The sequence below is a fragment of the Actinophytocola glycyrrhizae genome (assembly GCF_042653545.1).
In the GTDB taxonomy this organism is placed as follows: Bacteria; Actinomycetota; Actinomycetes; order Mycobacteriales; family Pseudonocardiaceae; genus Actinophytocola; species Actinophytocola glycyrrhizae.
In genome coordinates this window covers 221,456-238,360 of the sequence record NZ_JBHSIS010000020.1, presented here as the reverse complement: position 1 = coordinate 238,360, position 16,905 = coordinate 221,456, and the positions used below count along the sequence as shown (strand labels likewise).

The 16,905-nt window shown below is 72.2% G+C and carries 14 protein-coding genes; 10 read left to right on the top strand and 4 right to left on the bottom strand.

The annotated features are described in order from the left end of the window. The first annotated feature begins 125 nt into the window (after window positions 1-125). Genes ACFPCV_RS29300 through ACFPCV_RS29265 form a run of 8 tightly spaced genes read left to right on the top strand, consistent with a single transcriptional unit; the run spans window position 126 to window position 9,514 of the window. Entirely contained in the window at window positions 126-1,472 is a 1,347-nt protein-coding gene (locus ACFPCV_RS29300; RefSeq protein WP_378059608.1) for a hypothetical protein, read from the top strand. Next, window positions 1,469-2,458: a glutamate ABC transporter substrate-binding protein gene (locus tag ACFPCV_RS29295; protein ID WP_378059607.1), complete on the top strand. Its 990-nt coding sequence runs from the start codon at window positions 1,469-1,471 to the stop codon at window positions 2,456-2,458. The genes ACFPCV_RS29300 and ACFPCV_RS29295 overlap by 4 nt, the downstream gene beginning before the upstream one ends. A 17-nt stretch (window positions 2,459-2,475) precedes the next feature. Next, on the top strand, window positions 2,476-3,684 hold the full coding sequence (locus ACFPCV_RS29290) for a hypothetical protein (RefSeq protein WP_378059606.1): 1,209 nt from the start codon (window positions 2,476-2,478) through the stop codon (window positions 3,682-3,684). Then, window positions 3,681-6,107 carry a tetratricopeptide repeat protein gene (locus ACFPCV_RS29285; RefSeq protein WP_378059605.1) on the top strand — a complete coding sequence of 809 codons (2,427 nt, stop codon included), beginning with the start codon at window positions 3,681-3,683 and terminating at the stop codon, window positions 6,105-6,107. The genes ACFPCV_RS29290 and ACFPCV_RS29285 overlap by 4 nt, the downstream gene beginning before the upstream one ends. A 10-nt stretch (window positions 6,108-6,117) precedes the next feature. After that, on the top strand, window positions 6,118-7,152 hold the full coding sequence (locus ACFPCV_RS29280) for a PP2C family serine/threonine-protein phosphatase (RefSeq protein WP_378059604.1): 1,035 nt from the start codon (window positions 6,118-6,120) through the stop codon (window positions 7,150-7,152). After that, a complete protein-coding gene (locus ACFPCV_RS29275) occupies window positions 7,149-8,483 on the top strand; it encodes a vWA domain-containing protein (RefSeq protein ID WP_378059603.1) in 1,335 nt (444 codons plus the stop codon). Before ACFPCV_RS29280 ends, ACFPCV_RS29275 begins: the two co-directional genes overlap by 4 nt. Before the next feature lie 4 nt (window positions 8,484-8,487). Next, window positions 8,488-9,177: an FHA domain-containing protein gene (locus ACFPCV_RS29270; protein ID WP_378059602.1), complete on the top strand. Its 690-nt coding sequence runs from the start codon at window positions 8,488-8,490 to the stop codon at window positions 9,175-9,177. Between the two features lie 22 nt (window positions 9,178-9,199). After that, complete coding sequence (locus ACFPCV_RS29265) at window positions 9,200-9,514, top strand: antibiotic biosynthesis monooxygenase family protein (RefSeq protein WP_378059601.1); 315 nt, start codon at window positions 9,200-9,202, stop codon at window positions 9,512-9,514. Window positions 9,515-9,626: 112 nt separating this feature from the next. Here the strand turns inward: ACFPCV_RS29265 and ACFPCV_RS29260 are convergent, their stop codons facing one another. Then, complete coding sequence (locus tag ACFPCV_RS29260) at window positions 9,627-10,424, bottom strand: SGNH/GDSL hydrolase family protein (RefSeq protein WP_378059600.1); 798 nt, start codon at window positions 10,422-10,424, stop codon at window positions 9,627-9,629. 124 nt (window positions 10,425-10,548) lie between these two features. Continuing rightward, window positions 10,549-11,793: an SGNH/GDSL hydrolase family protein gene (locus ACFPCV_RS29255; protein WP_378059599.1), complete on the bottom strand. Its 1,245-nt coding sequence runs from the start codon at window positions 11,791-11,793 to the stop codon at window positions 10,549-10,551. 203 nt (window positions 11,794-11,996) lie between these two features. Between ACFPCV_RS29255 and ACFPCV_RS29250 the strand changes: the two genes are divergently transcribed. Together ACFPCV_RS29250 and ACFPCV_RS29245 are read left to right on the top strand one after the other, a co-directional pair. Next, the gene (locus ACFPCV_RS29250) at window positions 11,997-13,040 is read left to right on the top strand and encodes a hypothetical protein (protein WP_378059598.1); all 1,044 of its coding nucleotides are present in this window, start codon (window positions 11,997-11,999) and stop codon (window positions 13,038-13,040) included. Between the two features lie 27 nt (window positions 13,041-13,067). Continuing rightward, complete coding sequence (locus ACFPCV_RS29245) at window positions 13,068-15,584, top strand: DEAD/DEAH box helicase (protein WP_378059597.1); 2,517 nt, start codon at window positions 13,068-13,070, stop codon at window positions 15,582-15,584. Here ACFPCV_RS29245 and ACFPCV_RS29240 read toward each other — a convergent pair. Together ACFPCV_RS29240 and ACFPCV_RS29235 are read right to left on the bottom strand one after the other, a co-directional pair. After that, the gene (locus tag ACFPCV_RS29240; protein ID WP_378059596.1) at window positions 15,575-16,060 is read right to left on the bottom strand and encodes a barstar family protein; all 486 of its coding nucleotides are present in this window, start codon (window positions 16,058-16,060) and stop codon (window positions 15,575-15,577) included. The genes ACFPCV_RS29245 and ACFPCV_RS29240 overlap by 10 nt on opposite strands. A gap of 13 nt (window positions 16,061-16,073) precedes the next feature. Continuing rightward, complete coding sequence (locus ACFPCV_RS29235; protein ID WP_378059595.1) at window positions 16,074-16,694, bottom strand: phosphoribosyltransferase; 621 nt, start codon at window positions 16,692-16,694, stop codon at window positions 16,074-16,076. Window positions 16,695-16,905: the final 211 nt, after the last annotated feature.

Here is a 16,905-nt window from a genome sequence, read left to right as displayed (position 1 = left end):
GCATGGCCGAATACGGCGAAACCGCCACGGCACCAGCGGATCGGCGGTTACGCTGACGATCACCGTCGGGGGGCTGGTGCGAAAGGGTCCGTTGCGTTGTCGATCGCCTCTTGGGGGACTGTGCCGTGACTGCTCCCACCGCTGCCCCGCCGGCGCGAAGCGACTCCGCACCGGCGCCCGAGCGCTCGGGGCGGGTCGGTGAGCTGCGCGAACTGGCCAGGACCACCCCGGGCGTGCTCGTCGTTCTCACCGTCGCGCTCGTGCTGGTCAGCCTGCTGGTCGGGCTGTTCACCGCGCTGAACGTGCAGAGCCGCGCCAAGGCGCTCGACGACCTCGCCGCCCGCAGCGGCCCGCTCTCGATCGCGGCACAGGACCTCTACCGCTCGCTGTCCGACGCCGACGCCACCGCCAACAGCGCGTTCCTCGCAGGCGGGCTGGAGCGGGCGGACGTGCGGGCCAGGTACGAGGCCGACATCGCGCAGGCCACCGCCGCGCTCGGCACCGCGGTGGCCGCGCGCGAACCCGCCGACCTCGCCGATCCGGAAAGCCCGCTTTCCGTGCTCTCCCGTGAACTGTCCACCTACACCGGGCTCGTGGAGACCGCGCGCGCCAACAACCGCCAGGGACTCCCGGTCGGCGCCGCCTACCAGCGCGAGGCGTCGAACCTGATGCGTGAGGAACTGCTGCCCGCCGCACAGCGGCTGTACACCGACGAGACCGCGGTCCTGCGTGCCGACCAGGACCGCGCTGGCGGACTGCCCGTCGTGGAGGTCCTGCTCGGGCTGGTTCTGCTGGCGCTGCTGGTGCTCGCGCAGCGCTACCTGCGGCAGCGCACGAGAAGGCGGCTCAACATCGGGCTCCTCGTCGCGACCGGCGCCGCCGTCCTGTCGCTCGCGTGGGTGCTGATCGCGACCACCGGGGTGATGGCGAACGTCGACGCGAGCCAGGAGAACGGCTCCGAGCAGACCGACGTGCTGGCACAGGCCAGGATCGCGGCCCTCGCGGCGCGAGGCAACGAAACCCTCACGCTCGTCGCGCGCGGTAGCGGCGCGCAGGCCGAGGACGACTACCAGGAGGCCGTCGGCAGGCTCGTGACCGGCGGCGGGCTCCTCGCCCGGGCGCAGGACATCGCGACCGGCGCGGTGCGGGAGGACGTGCAGGCGGCCATCGTCGCCCAGCGCGACTGGCACGAGGTGCACGACCGGATCCGGCAGCTCGACGGCGACGGCGATTATCTCGGCGCCGTCGCCCTCACCATCGGCCCCGGCGAGGACGGCGCGGCCGCGAAGTTCGACGCGGTCGACACCGCGCTGCGGGAGGCCATCGCCGCGACCGAGGCGACCTTCGAGGACGAGGTCGCGCAGGCCGATGGCGCGCTGACCGGCACGGTGATCGGCGTGCTCGCGCTCGCGCTGCTCGCGGCGGCAGGCGCGGCGACCGGGATCTGGCAGCGGCTCAAGGAGTACCGATGAAGCGGACGAAGGTGGCCGCGCTGCTCGCGGCCCTCGCCATGGCCGCGGCGGGCTGCACGTCCTCCGGCGAGGTCGGCGACCGCGCGGCACAGCCGGGCGGGCCGCCCATGCCCAAGGGTGCCGCCGAGGTGTCCGACCTGCCGGCGCCGGGCGCGGACACCAGCTGCGGCGACCCGACCGCGAGCTTGCGCCCCTCCGGCCCGCCGCCCGCACCCGGCGACTTCCCGCCGGGCTCGGCGATGGCGGAGATCAGGGCACGCGGCAAGCTGATCGTCGGCGTCGACCAGAACACCTACAAGTTCGGCTACCGCAACTCGGTCACGGGCACCGTCGAGGGCTTCGACATCGACATGGCGAAGGAGATCGCCAAGGCGATCTTCGGCACGGCGGAAGGCACGGTCCAGCTCAAGATCCTCACCTCGGCGCAGCGCGTGCCCGCCGTGGCGAACGGCGACGTGGACATCGTCGTGCAGACGATGACGATCAACTGCGAACGCCGCCAGGAGGTCGACTTCTCCTCGGTGTACTACCTGGCCGGGCAGAAGGTGCTCGTCAGGGACGACTCCGACATCGCGGGCATCACCTCGCTCGCGGGCGCGAAGGTGTGTTCGGCCAAGGGTTCCACGTCCATCGCCAACATCGTGAACGCGAACACCGACCCCAGGCCGGTCGCCATCGGCGTGGACAGCTGGACCGACTGCCTCGTGATGCTGCAGCAGAACCAGGTCGAGGCGGTGTCGACGGACGACACGATCCTCGCCGGGCTCCGGGCGCAGGACCCGTTCACCCAGGTGGTCGGCGACCCGTTCACCGAAGAGCCCTACGGCATGGCGATCTCCAAGCAGTCCCCCGAGTTCACCCGATTCGTGAACGCGGTCCTCGAGGAGCTGCGGGCCAGCGGGAGGTGGACGCAGATCTACGACCAGTGGCTGGTGGCTCTGCTCGAGACCCCCGCGTCGCCGCCACCAGCGACGTACCGGGACTGAACGCGATGGAGGGCACCGTGCTCAGCCGGGACGAGGTCGACCGCGCGCTCGCGGCCGTCCAGGACGACAGCGAGCGCATCGCGGAGTCGCTCGTCGCGATGGACGCCCACCCTGGCCACCGGCTGCTCAGGGACGCGGCGCTCACCGGCGCGACCGCGCAGCGGTGGGCACGGGCCCGCGTCGCGATGGCCACGCTGTGGGAGCAGTACGCGAGCTACCGGGACCTCGTCGCGCGGGCGCTGGAGGTCCGGGCCCGCCGGTCGCGGCCAGGTGACGAGGAGCTGGCCGAGCTGACCGGCATCCTGCACGCCCCGATCGTCGAGCTGGACTCCGCGGCGGTCCCGATCGAGCGGCGCGGCCTGACCGGGCCCGCCCAGGTGACCGAGCGGATCACGCTCGCCGAGCTGCTGTCGCGCATGCGGCAGGCGTTCGACACGGTCACCGCCGTGCTCGCGGCCGCCGAGTCGGCGTGGTCGGCCGCGATCGGCAGGCTCGACCCGCTCGACGCGCGGCTGCACACCGTTTCGGTGCTGGCGGAGTCGGTCGGCGCGGCCGGCCACGACGTGTCCGTGATCCGCGGGGACCTGGACAAGGCCCGCGAGATGGTGCTCACCGACGTGCTCACCGTCCACGCCACCGACCCGCTGTCGGGCATCGAGCGGCGGATCAGCGAGCTGGAGACGCGGCTGGCCGGGCTGGCGCAGGTCCGCGACCGGTTCACCGCACGCGTCGCCGCGCTCGAGTCGGTGCTCTCCGACGTCGAGGCGATCGAGGCGACGGCCCGCCAGACCTATCCGGCGATGGTCGAGAAGATCGCCGCCCCCGGCCTGCCGGTGCCGGGTGACCAGGCGTCGGCGACGCTGCGGGAACGTCTGCGGCGGCTCACCGCCCGGCTCGGCACCTCGGGCTGGGACGTGCTGGCGCGGGAGGCCGACGAGCTCGACCGGTTCGCGGCGAACGCGCTCGAGAGCACCAGGACCGCGCTGCGGGCCATCACCGGCCTGCTCGACCGGCGGGCCGAACTGCGTGGCCGGCTGGAGGCCTACCAGGTGAAGGCCGCCCGGCTCGGGCACGCGGAGGACCCCGGGCTGACCCGGCTGCACGGCGAGGCACAGCAGATCCTGTTCACGGCACCGTGCGACCTGGCCGCGGCGACGAGAGCGCTCAACCGCTACCGCCAGGCCATCCAGGACCGGACGCAGCCCCGCGAGGAGAGAACCGAATGACCCAGTGCCCCCGGAACGGCTGCGGCGGCACCCTCGACGAGGACGGCTTCTGCGAGACCTGCGGCCTCGCGGCCCCCGCCGGGGCCGCCACCGCCGCCCCGAGCGCGCCCGCCGCGCCCCCACCCGCACCGCCGACCCCCGCCTCCGTCGCGGCCGCGGCCACCGCGGCGGGCGGCTGTCCGCGGCCCGGCTGCGGCGGCACGCTCGACGGCGACGGGTTCTGCGAGACCTGCGGGCTGGCGGCACCGGCAGGCACCGCCGCGGCACCGGCGGCGGCCGATCCCGCTCCGGACAGCGCGCGGACCGTCAGCACCCGCACCGGTTCGGTCGCCACCGGGTGGACCGCGTCGACCGGTGCGGTCTCCGGCAGCTCGCGGCGCGGCTCGGCCCGTTCGGCCAGCCGCGGCCTGCTCGGCGCGGGCCTGGTCGAGGTGCCCCGCGTCCCCTACCGCGACCCGGCCTCCGCCGTGCTCACCGACCCGAAGGTCCCCGAGAACAAGCGGTTCTGCAGCAACTGCGGCGCGAAGGTCGGCCGCGGCCGCGACGGGCAACCCGGCCGCACGGAGGGTTTCTGCACCTCCTGTCGCCGCCGGTTCTCCTTCTCCCCCAAGCTGTCCCCCGGCGAGGTGCTGCACGACCAGTACGAGGTACTCGGCTGTCTCGCACACGGCGGCCTCGGCTGGATCTACCTCGCGCTCGACCGCGCGGTCGCCGACCGCTGGGTCGTGCTCAAGGGTCTGCTCGACACCGGCGACACCGACGCCATGGCCGCGGCGGTGGCCGAGCGCCGGTTCCTCGCCGAGGTCGAGCACCCGAACATCGTCAAGATCCACAACTTCGTGCAGCACCCCGACGCGGACACCGGCGCGATGGTCGGCTACATCGTGATGGAGTACGTCGGCGGCCGGTCCGTCAAGGAGATGCTCAAGGACGTGCGGGCCGCGCAGGGACCGGAAGCCTGCCTCCCGCTGTCCCGCGCCATCGCCTACACGCTGGAGATGCTGCCGCCGATCGGCTACCTCCACGCGCTCAACCTGCTGTTCTGCGACTTCAAGCCGGACAACGTGATCCAGACCGAGGAGCAGCTGAAGCTGATCGACCTCGGCGCGGTCCGGCACATGGACGACGACGACAGCGCCGTGTACGGCACGGTCGGCTACCAGGCCCCGGAGATCGCCACCTCGGGCCCGTCGATCGCCTCGGACCTCTACACCATCGGCCGCACGCTCGCGGTCATGACGTTCCCGTTCGACTTCCAGCGCGCCTACCTCGACCGGCTGCCCAACCAGGCCGAGGAGCCGCTGCTCGCCGAGCACGACTCCTACTTCCGGTTCCTGCTGCGTGCGGCCGCGAAGGAGCCGGGGGCGCGGTTCACCTCCGCCGAGGAGATGAAGGACCAGCTCACCGGTGTGCTGCGGGAGGTGCTCGCCGCCGAGGACGGGCTGCCACGGCCCGGCGCGTCCGCCGAGTTCACTCCGGAGCGCCGCTCGTTCGGCATCGCCATGGCGTTCGACGTGCGGGCCTCGCTGCCGTCGCTGGTGCACGCGCTGCCCGTGCCGAGGGTGGACGGGACCGACGCGGCCGCGGCGTTCCTCGCGACCGTCAGCGCCACCGATCCGGCCGCGCTGGCCGACGAGCTGCGCCAGGCGCCGCAGAACTCCGTCGAGGTCCGGCTGCGGATCATCCGCGCGTACATCGAGGCGGGGAACGTGGCCACCGCCGGGGCGAAGCTCGACGAGCTGTCGCGGGACACCCGGGACCTGGACCGGCTGTGGCTGCTCGACTGGTACCGCGGCATGGCCGCACTGGCGGCGGGCGACCCGCAGAGCGCGCGCCAGTGCTTCGACCGCGTCTACTCCGCGGTGCCGGGCGAGGCCGCGCCCAAGCTGGCACTGGCGGTCTGTGCCGAGGCGCTGGGCGACCACGCGACCGCCGACCGGTACCACCGCGTCGTCTGGCGCACCGACCGCTCCTACGTGAGCGCCGCGTTCGGCCTGGCCAGGGCGCTGATGGCGCGGGACGGGCGGCTGGAGGCGTTCGACGTGCTGTGCTCGGTGCCGGAGACGTCCAACCACCACAACGCGGCCCGGCTGGCCGCCGCGGACGTGCGGGTCCGCGACGTTCCCACCGCGCAACTGGCGGAGGAGGACCTGACGTCGGCCGGCGCGCTGCTGAGCGCACTGGAACTGCCCGCCGAGCCGAGGGCGAAGGCGAACGAGGGGCTGCTGACCGCGGCCTTCGAGTGGGTCACCCAGGGCGGACGCTCCGGCGGGACTGTGCTTGGCTGCCCACTGAGGGAGACCGACCTGCGGGTCGCGCTCGAGGAGACCTACCGGACCCTCGCGCGGCACGCGGACAACACGAGGGAGCGCATCGCATTGGTGGACAGCGCCAACCAGATCCGTCCTCGGACGTGGATCTGAGGTGGATACCGTGACCAGCTGCCCAGGGTGTCGCGCGGACGTCGGCCGGGAGGACCGGTTCTGCGAGAGCTGCGGTGAGAGCCTGCTCGTGCGCAGGACCCCGGTCGGCGGCCCGGTGAGCACACCGGAGAGCGCCGCGTGCGTGGCCTGCGGCGCGGAGAACGTCGACGGCGACGGCTTCTGCGCGGACTGCGGACGCGCGCAGCCAAGCGGCCGGGACCGCATGGAATGCGACCTCGGCATGGTCGCGGGCATCAGCGACAAGGGGCGGCGACGGGCCCGCAACGAGGACTCGATGGCGTACGGCACGGTGCTCGGCGCGGACGCCCCGCCGACGGTCGTCGCCGTGGTGTGTGACGGCGTCGCCACCTCCGACCGCGCGGACAGCGCGTCGCAGCGGGCCGTCGACGAGGCGGTCGGTGTGCTGCTCGACGCCGTGCTGGAGAACGGTGACGCCGAGGTCGCGACGCGGGCCGCGGTCGCGCGGGCGATCGAGGTGGTGTCGGAGCTGGCCGACCCCTCGGTGCCCGGCACCGCGCCGTCCTGCACGTTCGTGTCCGCGGTCGTGACGCCGGAGAAGGTCACGGTCGGTTCGGTCGGCGACAGCCGGGTGTACTGGATCGCCGCACCGGACACCACGGCCGACGGTTCGCTCCGCGAACGCCGCTCAGCAGCCATGCCCTCGCAGGTGCTCACCGCGGACGACACGGTCGCCGCCGAGCTGATCGCCGAGGGCATGAGCGAGGAGGAGGCCAACTCGGTGCACCAGGCGCACGCGCTGTCCAAGTGGATCGGCGCGGACGCGGGTGACATCGAGCCGAGGGTGGTCACCGTCGAGCCGGACGGCGCCGGGCACGTGCTGCTGTGCAGTGACGGGCTGTGGAACTACGTGCCGGACGCGGTCGCGCTGGCGGGCGCGATGCCGGGCGAAGGCGGCATGGCCGCCGTCGACGGGCTGACGAAGCTCGCGCTGGACCTCGGTGGACACGACAACATCACGACGGTCCTCGTGCCGTTCCCCCCGACGGAAGGGAGTGCGCCGTGACGGCACAGCCGGATTTCGCGGTCGACGTCTACCAGAACGAGTACCTCCCGGCGGGCGCGACCGAGGTCAACGCGATCGTCACCGTGACGTCGGCGGGCTCTCCGACCGGGCAGACCGCCTCGGGTGCCGCCGCCGAGGTGATCATCGTCGACTGCTCCGGCTCGATGCACGTGCCGAGGACCAAGCTGTCGTCGGCGAAGCAGGCCACCGCCGCCGCCATCGACACGCTGCGCGACGGTGTCGAGTTCGCGGTCGTGGCGGGCACCGACGACGCCCGCCTCGTCTACCCCTACCGGCACGGCCTGGTGGTCGCGTCGCCGACGACGCGGGCCGAGGCGAAGGACGCGGTCGCCAAGCTCGCCGCGAACGGCGGCACCGCGATCGGCCGCTGGCTCGCGCTCGCCGACTCGCTGTTCGCGACGTCGACCGCGCCGATGCGGCACGCGATCCTGCTGACCGACGGCCAGAACATGCACGAGACGCCGCGCCAGCTCGCGGCGACGCTGCAGCAGGTCACCGGGCACTTCGTGTGCGACTGCCGAGGTGTCGGCACCGACTGGGAGGTCAAGGAGCTGCGGACGATCGCCGACGCGCTGCTCGGCACGGTCGACATCATCGCGGAGCCTGAGGACCTGGAGGCGGACTTCCGCGCGATGGCGGCCGGCGCCATGGGCAAGGCGGTCGCGGACGTGTCGCTGCGGCTGTGGACACCGCAGGGCGCGACGGTCAGGTTCGTGAAGCAGGTGGAACCCACGCTCGTGGACCTCACCGGGCGCCGCACCGACACCACGCCCCGCGAGGGCGACTACCCGACCGGCTCGTGGGGTTCCGAGACGCGGGACTACCACGTGTGCGTGCAGGTCCCGGCCGCGGCGACCGGCGAGAAGATGATGGCGGGCCGGGTGAGCCTGGTGGTGCCGGGTACCGGCGGCGACTCCGACCAGGTGCTCGGCAAGGGCCGCATCCTCGCCGTGTGGACCGAGGACACCGCGCTGTCGACCCGGATCAACCGCGAGGTCGCGCACTACACCGGGCAGGCCGAGCTGGCCGACGCGATCCAGGAGGGCCTGGAGGCACGCAAGGCAGGCGACGTGGAGACGGCGACCGCGAAGCTGGGCCGCGCGGTGCAGCTCGCGACGGAGACCGGGCACTCGGACACCGCGAAGCTGCTCGCGAAGGTCGTGGACGTCGAGGACGCCCGCACCGGCACCGTGCGGCTCAAGCGCAAGGTCGAGGCCGTCGACGAGATGACGCTCGACACCAGGTCGTCGAAGACCATGCGGGTGCGCAAGAAGCAACCGGACACGGTGCCGGGCGCCGAGGGGGCCTGACCGCATGGCCACCTGTCCGCAGGGCCACACGTCGGCCGACGAGGAGTTCTGCGACGTCTGCGGTCGCGAGATCGGCGGCGCGCAGGCCGTCGCCGCCCCGGACGTGCCGTCGGCCGCCGGACCGGGCCTGCCCCCGGCGGGTGCGACGTGCAAGGCGTGCGGCGCGGACCTGGCGGGCCGGTTCTGCGAGGCGTGCGGCCACGACTCGATGGCGGCACTCCCCGCCGCACCGCCACCGGCGCCGGTCGTGGAGCCCGCTCCCCCGGTGCCCGCGGACCGCCTGCCGGAGGCGACGACGTGGACGGCGACGGTCACCGCCGACCGCGCGTACTACGACTCGGTGATGGCGGTCGACGGGCCGGACGCGGCGAGCATCGCGTTCCCGCCGTACTGCCCGGACCGGCACTTCCCGTTGCAGGGCAAGCAGATCAGCATCGGCAGGCAGAGCCGCAGCCGGGGCATCGCGCCGGACATCGACCTGATCGGCCCGCCGGAGGACCCCGGCGTCTCCCACCTGCACGCGGTGCTCGTCGCGCAGCAGGACGGCTCGTGGTCCATCGTCGACCTCGACTCGGCGAACGGCACCGTGGTCAACGACGAGAACCCGTTGCGCCCCAACACGCCGCGGCCGCTTGGCGAGGGCGACCGGGTGTACATCGGCGCGTGGACCAGGATCACCCTGCGCCGCACCTGATCCGTGCGCGAGGATGGGTGTCATGAGCATCGTGAAGATCAACGCGCTGACGGTTCCCGATGAGATGCGCGAGCAGCTCGAGCAGCGGTTCGCGTCCCGCGCAGGCATGGTGGAGAACTCGGACGGCTTCGAGTGGTTCGAGCTGCTGCGGCCGGTCGACGGAACCGACAGGTACCTGGTCTACACGCGCTGGCGCAGCGAGGAGGACTTCCAGAAGTGGATGGAAGGCTCGATGCGGCCCGGGGGTGGGCACAGCGGCGGCGGGCAGCCCGTGGCGAGCGACTCGTCGGCGTGGTCGTTCGAGGTGATCCAGCAGGCGGGCCCGAAGAACGCCTAGTAGACCTGCCCGCCCGGCAAGGACGAACCATCACCGAGCGGCCAGGAATCCTGGAGCGAGCCTGGCAGGCAGGCGGCCCGGCCCTTGTTCCAGGGCCGGGCCGCCGCCGTGATCACGCCACGGACTCCAGCGCGTTGTAGTAACCGCCGCGCTGGCCTGCCGCGTTCGGGTGGTACGACTCGACCACCGGCCACGTGACGCTGTTGATCCACCGCGAGCCCGACGCGCAGATCTCGTGGCCGTCGAAGGTGTTCCGCGCGTCGATGTAGGTGAACCCGTACGCGGCGGCCCGCCCGGAGATCACCGACGCCAGCACGTCGGAGGACCTGTTGATGGCGGCCCGCTTGGTCTCGCTCAGGCCGACCCAGCAGGAACCGTTGAGGTGGTAGATGTGCGGGTAGCCGAGCACGACCACCCGGGCGTTCGGTGCCCGGTTGCGGATCTGCGTGTAGACGTTGTTCAGCCGCCCTGGCAGCGTGGTGCGGGCGAAGTCCTGCGCCTGGTTGTTGCGGTTGACGCAGGTGGAGTCCGAGCTGGTGTTGCAGGCGACCATGACGTCGGCGAAGCCGGCGTCGTTGCCGCCGATGGAGATGGTCACCAGCGCCGTGTTCGACGTGACGGCGGAGACCTGGTTGTTGAGCACGTCGCTGGTCACCGCGCCGGAGCAGGCGACGAAGGAGAACGTCGACGGCGCGTTCGCGTTGGCCCACAGCTGCGGGTAGGAGTTCGCACTGCGCATGCAGCTGCCGCTGTTGCCGTAGCTGCCCGCGCCGGTGCCGGACGAGTAGGAGTCACCGAGCGCGACGTACTTGCCTGCCGCTGCCGAGGCAGGCGACGCCAGCCCGATGACGGTCGCCGCCGCGACCGCGGCGACGAGGGTGGAACGGAGAACGGATCGAGGGAACCGCACTGGTACCTCCACGGGATGCAGGGTTTCCCGAACCCGCTCATGATCCGATGTGGACGGCCCGCCGGGGAAGCCACCCGACGGGCCTTAACGTTGCCATTTTCCCAAGTAAAAGGAGTAACGGTCATTACCCCACGGATACGCTGCCGTCCGCCTGCCTGACGCACGACACCTGCCTGTTTCCGCTGGTCGCCGCGCCGGACAGGCACTGCCCCAGCACGGCGTAGCCGTTCGCGTTCGGGTGCCACGACTCCTGGCACGTCTGGAAGTAGTCCACGCAGGTGCCCGCGATCCGCTGGATGGCGATCTTGTCCTTGCCGGACAGGCTCGTGACGAAGGTGCCGCTCGGCCCGTCCATCAGCCGGATCGGCGTGGCCAGCGCGTTGCCCGGGCTGCCGTCCTGCTCGCACAGCCGCGCACCGTTGAACGCGCCCTGCACGTTGAGGTAGACGAGGTCGTCCGAGGGGAACTCCGCCGACAGCGTCGAGTGCGCGGACCGCACGATCCGGCCCAGTGCCTGCGAGAACAGGTGCCCCGCCGCCATGCTCGCGCGGTGCGCGGGGCAGCCAGCCGCGTACCGCTCGGCGCCGAGGTCGCGGAACTTGTCGCGGTTGTCGGCGCGGCCGTCCTCCTCGTGGTAGCGCTGCGCGAAGTCCGGCGGCAACGGGTTGGTGTAATCCTGGAACACCACCCGGTGCTGCCCGTCGGCGTCCACCTCGTCCAGCGTGGCGAGCAGCGCCCGCAGCGCGTTCGTGGTCTCGGTCGTCGCCGCCGACACCTCCGCGTCGGTGGCGAGGTCGCTGATGGTGCACGGTTCCTGCGGCGGGTTGCCGGCCCAGAACTCCCACCAGCCGGTCCACGCGTCGGCGATGAACCGGTTGGCGCACACCGAGGCCGCGTCACCGAACGTGAACGAGCTGTTGTTCGAGCCGAGCCCGACGAGCACGATGTCGATGTCGTGGGTCTGCGCCACCCCGCGGAGCTGGTCGAGCTGTGCCGCGACCGCGCGCCCCTTCTCGCGGTTCGCCGACGGGCTGGTGATGTCGTGCGGCTGGCCGCCGGAGCAGGCGAGGTTGAACCGGTCCTGGATGCCGGGCAGCGTCGCGCGGTGCAGCGACGCGTTCGGCGACCGGTGACAGAAGTAGGCGTTGTCGTTGGCCGCCGACCACCCGGGGAACCCCTGCGGGACACCGTTGAGGTCGGTGACGGCCGCGTAGTTCCCGCCGCCTTCCCCGGAGATGAAGCTGTCGCCGAGTGCGACGGCGGCGGTGGGCAGGGCGGCTGGTTGCGCCGCGGACGCGGGCGCGACCACCGCGCCGGCGGCGGCGACGGCGACTCCGGCCGCGATCAGATAACGCTTGAGCAGGGACATCACGGCCTCCCGACCGGCCAAAAACATGAATAAGATTCATGCAGATGACACCACCCGGTGACGAACTCGTCAAGATCGTGGTCGCGTCACCGCTCTGGTTCGAGCACGAGGCGTAGCGAGTGACGGCCATCCGGCGGGTTTTTGTCACGCATAGGCGTGACAACGCGTGACAGAACTACAGCAGACAGTGCACGGTGTAGGACATGACCCAACCCAGGGTCGACGACCTGTTATGCCGACTGCTGGTCCAGTGCGCGCCGGAACAGGCGGTCGCCGCCGCCGACATCGCCACCGGCTATCGTTCCGGACTCGTGTTGACCGGCCCCAAGCCGCGCAACACGGTCCGGCACCTACGCCGTACCGGCCACGACGGCCCGATCCTCTGCGACGCGGGCCGCTACGCCGGGAACCACCCCCTCCGCGCAGGTGCCGGCCTGCGCCGGGCGTGGACCGCGGAACAGCACGACCTCGGCCTCGTCGCCCTCACCGACTCGGGATTCCTCGCCCCCGGCGACTGGCCGGGGCTGCACCGGCTCCTCGCCGACGCCCGCGGCCACCCGCCGCCACTGCTCGTCATGCTCCCGCTCGGCGCAGGCTGGTTCGCCGTGCCGGCGTGGATCGACCGGCTCGTGGCGACGCTGAACAGCGCACGCCTGCCGGTGGCGGTCGCGATCATCGGCGACTCGTTCGCCACCCGGTACGTCACCCGCGGCCTGATCCGGCTCCTGACCGTCACCGTGCCGGTCGTGCTGCTGCGGGCGGACATCGGCGCACTCGGCGCGGTCTGCCACGGCGCGCACGCCGGCGCGCTCGCCACCACCTCGGGCCTGTTCGTGCCCGCGCTGCTCGGCCACCACCGGCCCGCCGTGCTCGCGCGGATCGTGGCGCGCACCCCGGACCTCGCGCGGCGGTGGCCGTGCGGGTGCCCCGAATGCGGTGGCACCGTGCCCGGCGACCTGTCCCCCGACGGGATCTACCGGCACTCGCTGCACGCCCAGCTGAGCCTCGGCGACCGGCTGCTGGCCACCCGGCACGACGTCGCGGCCATGACCAGGTCGTGGCGGGTGCACTGCGACGACGCGCTGTCACTGCACGAGGAGATCGCCGGCCTCATGCCGCCGTGGCCGGTCCCGCCCGCGCTGCGCTGGTGGCGCGACGCCCAGCCACCGTCCGTCGGCGCGGCGGTCCCGTGCCAGAGCACCTACAACCCGGATCCACGCCCACGAATCGACCGCCGCACCTCGTAGGCCCAGGACATGGCACGATCGGTGGCGATGACTCTCACCGACGTGCTGCCCGCCCGCACTGAATCCGGCGCCGATCCCGACGCCCTGTTCGACGCGTTCTCCGCCTGGGCGGAGGAACAGGGTCTTTCGCTGTACCCGGCGCAGCAGGAGGCGATGATCGAGATCGTCTCCGGGGCGAACGTCGTCCTGTCCACGCCGACCGGCTCCGGCAAGAGCATGGTGGCCACCGGCGCGCACTTCGCCGCCATGGCGAACGGGCAGCGCAGCTTCTACACGGCCCCGATCAAGGCACTCGTGTCGGAGAAGTTCTTCGCGCTGTGCGCCATCTTCGGCGCCGAGAACGTCGGCATGATCACCGGCGACTCCAGCGTGAACGCGGCCGCGCCGATCATCTGCTGCACCGCGGAGATCCTCGCCAACATCGCGCTGCGCGAGGGCGTGTCCGCGGACGTCGGTGTCGTGATCATGGACGAGTTCCACTTCTACGCCGAGCCGGACCGCGGCTGGGCGTGGCAGGTGCCGCTGCTGGAGCTCAACGACGCCCAGTTCCTGCTGATGTCGGCCACACTCGGCGACGTCACCCGCTTCCAGGAGGACCTGACCCGCCGCACCGGGCGGCCGACCGCGGTGGTCACGTCCGCGGAGCGCCCGGTGCCGCTGTTCTACTCGTTCCGCCGCACGCCGCTGCACGAGACGATCGAGGAGCTGCTGTCCACCAGCCAGGCGCCGATCTACGTCGTGCACTTCACGCAGGCCGCCGCCCTGGAACGGGCCCAGTCGCTGATGAGCATCAACGTCTGCACCCGCCAGGAGAAGGACCGGATCGCCGAGCTCATCGGCAACTTCCGGTTCACGGCGGGCTTCGGCAAGACGCTGTCCCGCCTGGTGCGCCATGGCATCGGCGTGCACCACGCAGGCATGCTGCCCAAGTACCGGCGGCTCGTCGAACGGCTCGCGCAGGCCGGGCTGATGAAGATCGTGTGCGGCACCGACACGCTCGGCGTCGGCATCAACGTGCCCATCCGCACGGTCGTGTTCACCGCACTGTCCAAGTACGACGGTCAGCGGGTGCGGCTGCTCAAGGCCCGCGAGTTCCACCAGATCGCGGGCCGGGCCGGCCGCGCCGGGTATGACACGGTCGGCAACGTGGTCGTGCAGGCGCCGGACCACGTGGTCGAGAACGAGAAGGCGCTCGCCAAGGCAGGCGACGACCCGAAGAAGCGCCGCAAGGTCGTGAAGAAGAAGCCGCCGGAGGGCTCGGTCGGCTGGGGCGAACCGACGTTCCAGCGGCTCGTCGAGGCCGAGCCGGAGGCGCTCACGTCGAGCTTCGCGGTGTCGCACTCCATGCTGCTCAACGTGATCGGCCGTCCCGGGGACGCGTTCAGCGCGATGCGCAGGCTGCTGGAGGACAACCACGAGGACCGGGCAGCTCAGCGCCGCCACATCCGCCGCGCCATCGCCATCTACCGGGCCCTGCACTCGGCGGGCGTCGTCGAGCGGCTGTCCGAACCGGACGAGACGGGCCGCTCGGTGCGCGTGACGGTGGACCTGCAGCTGGACTTCGCGTTGAACCAGCCGCTGTCGCCGTTCGCGCTCGCGGCGATCCAGCTGCTGGACATGGAGTCGCCGTCCTACCCGCTGGACGTGCTGTCGGTCATCGAGTCCACTTTGGAGGACCCGCGCCAGATCCTGTCCGCGCAGGAGCACAGGGCACGCGGCGAGGCCGTGCAGGCGATGAAGGCAGAGGGCATGGAGTACGAGGAGCGGATGACGCTGCTCGAGCACATCACCTACCCGAAGCCGCTGGCGGAGGAGCTGCTGAACGGTGCTTTCGAGACCTACCGGCAGGGGCACCCGTGGGTCTCGGACTACCACCTGCGGCCCAAGTCCGTCGCCCGCGACATGTTCGAGCGGTCCATGACGTTCGTCGAGTACGTCGGCTTCTACCAGCTGGCCCGCAGCGAGGGCATCGTGCTGCGCTACCTCGCCGACGCGTACAAGGCGCTGCGCCAGACGGTGCCGGACGAGGCGAAGACCGAGGAGCTGGCCGACCTCGTCGAGTGGCTCGGCGAGCTGGTGCGGCAGGTCGACTCCAGTCTGCTCGACGAGTGGGAGAAGCTGACCAACCCCGAGGACGACACCGTGTCCGCCGACGCCGACGAGCGGGCCCCCGCGGTGACGAGGAACGTGCGCGCGTTCCGGGTGCTGGTGCGCAACGCGTTGTTCCACCGGGTGCAGTTGGCCGCCGCCCGCCGCTACGCCGACCTCGGCGCCCTCGACGGCGACGCCGGGTGGGACACCGAGGCGTGGATGGACGCGCTGACGCCGTACTACGACGAGCACGACGAGATCCGCACCGGCCCGGACTCCCGCGGCCCGAAGTTCCTGATGATCACCGAGCACGAGGACCGGTGGGAGGTCAGGCAGATCTTCGACGACCCGGAAGGCGACGGCGACTGGGGCATCGTCGCGGAGGTCGACCTGGCCGAGTCCGACGAGATCGGCGCGGCCGCGGTGAAGGTCCTCGACGCCGGTCAGCTCTGAGGACCGACCGGGGTCGCCCCGACCGGACCGAACCGAAGCCCGGGGTCGTCGGACTGCACGAGACACGCCAGGCGCCGACCGAACAGCATCGCGAAGCGGGCGACGTCGGCGACGATGTCGAGGATGGCCTGCGCCGTGCGCGGGTCCCGGCCCGCGAAGGCGTCGTACCCGGTGAACACGAGCACGAGACCGGTCACGTCCTGGCCGGTGCCGAGGGCGACCTCGCGCAGGCTGTCGTCGAACGCGTCGAGGTTCCCGCCGAAGTGGTCCGGGAAACCCAGGCCCTGCTTGACGGCCGAGGCGAAGCCGGCCTTGTCCGCCCAGGCCCGCGCATCGAACCGGGGCACGAGGTACCCGAGGTCGGTGAGCAGGGTCAGCGTGTCGTCGAGAACTTCCTCCCGGTGGACGAGCGTCACCGGCCCGTTCCGGAACAGGACGAAGTCCGGGCCGGTGCCGCCGAGCTCGAAAGGTGCCACGGGTCCAGCGTAGTTACTCCAGGAGCTTGCGCACCTGGTCGTCCGGCACCTGCGTGAAGTCGTCGTACCACTGCCCCACGGCCGCGAACCGCCTCGGCGTGGCCGGGCACACCACCTCGTCGGCGAGCGGCGCGATCGCCGCCAGCGAGTCGGGTGGCGCGACCGGCACCGCCAGCACCACCCGGGCGGCACCGAGGTCCCGCAACACCCGCAACGCGGCGACCACCGTGGCCCCGGTGGCGATCCCGTCGTCGACGAGGATCACCGTCCGGCCCCGCAGCGCGGGCCTCGGCCGGGAACGCAGGCTCACGGCCCGCTCCCGGATCACGTCCCGCTCCCGCGCGACCCGCTCGGCGAGGCCCTCCCACGACAGGCCGAGCTCCCGCAACACGGCCTCGTTCCGGACGGTGACCCCGTCCTCGCCCACGGCGCCGACGGCCAGTTCCTCCCGGTCGGGCGCCCCGATCTTCCGCACCAGCACCACGTCCAACGGCGCACCGAGCGCGGCGGCCACCTCCGCCGCGACGGGCACCCCTCCGCGCGGAAGACCGACCACGACCGGGTCGGCCGCGCGGAGGTGCGCCAGACGCGCCGCCAGCACTCGTCCCGCGTCGGCGCGGTCTCGGAAGCGCATGTCCCCAGTGTCCTCCTTCCACCCGCCTCCCGCGTCGGTGAAACCCGAACCGCCGACGTTCGAGCCACGAACCGTGACCCTCCCTCCTGCCCGACGAGCCGTTCCCGGCCAAGCTCGACGACTCCGCGCAGCGGGGCCCGCGACCCGACGGTGGGGCTCCGCCACCCCGGCGACCTGCCTGTCCGGCGAGGACAACCCCACACCACACCAA